The organism is Phormidium sp. CCY1219 (assembly GCF_055795085.1).
Genome location: NZ_JAYFEQ010000949.1, coordinates 1 through 674, shown reverse-complemented (window position 1 = coordinate 674; position 674 = coordinate 1). Strand labels below are relative to the sequence as shown.

Sequence of the window (674 nt, the reverse complement as noted above, 5' to 3'; positions counted from 1 at the left end):
CCCAACCGATTTTGTAAACTCGCCCATTTTTTCGGTTCTGCCTCACGGGTTCTCACCTGTAATGCCGCTTCATAACAGGCAATTGCCCGATGCCAGTTCTCTAGTTTGTCTCCTTCGATTCGATTGCGATAAGTTCCGCCCAGATTGAATTGTACCATTGCCCAATCTTTGGGATACTCTTCACATGTATAGACTTCTAATGCTGCTTCATAACAGGCAATTGCGGTTTCCAAATTCTCCGCTTTATCTCCGCGAATGCGCTTAGAGTAAGCATGACCCAAAGTCTTCTGAGTCATTGCCCAATTTTTGGGATAAGTTTCACGGGAGTAAGCAGTTAAATTTTCTTGATAAATCCTAATTGCTTGTTCGATACTTTCTGCTTTTTCTATGGGATAATCATAGAAATAAATATTAGCCAAATAATGAGAAGCAGCAGCCATCCACTTGATATCATTGACTTCCCGATAAGATTTCCTGGATAGCTCATAGTTCTCTACTGCATTATGGAATTGCTCTAATTTTCCATAGCATCGAGCCAACATATACTGAGAATTGGCAATTTTATAAGTTTTTCCACTCTCCTCATCCAAAGATTCCGCTATCTGCAAAGCAGATTCAAAGCCAGATAATGCCTCCTGATATTGCTGGATATTAAACTGAAACATTGCTAAGTC

General features: G+C 40.4%; 1 pseudogene. It reads right to left on the bottom strand.

What is annotated here, in order from left to right:
• Positions 1–674, bottom strand: a pseudogene (locus tag AC0QH1_RS30795) (hypothetical protein); the annotation flags it as partial.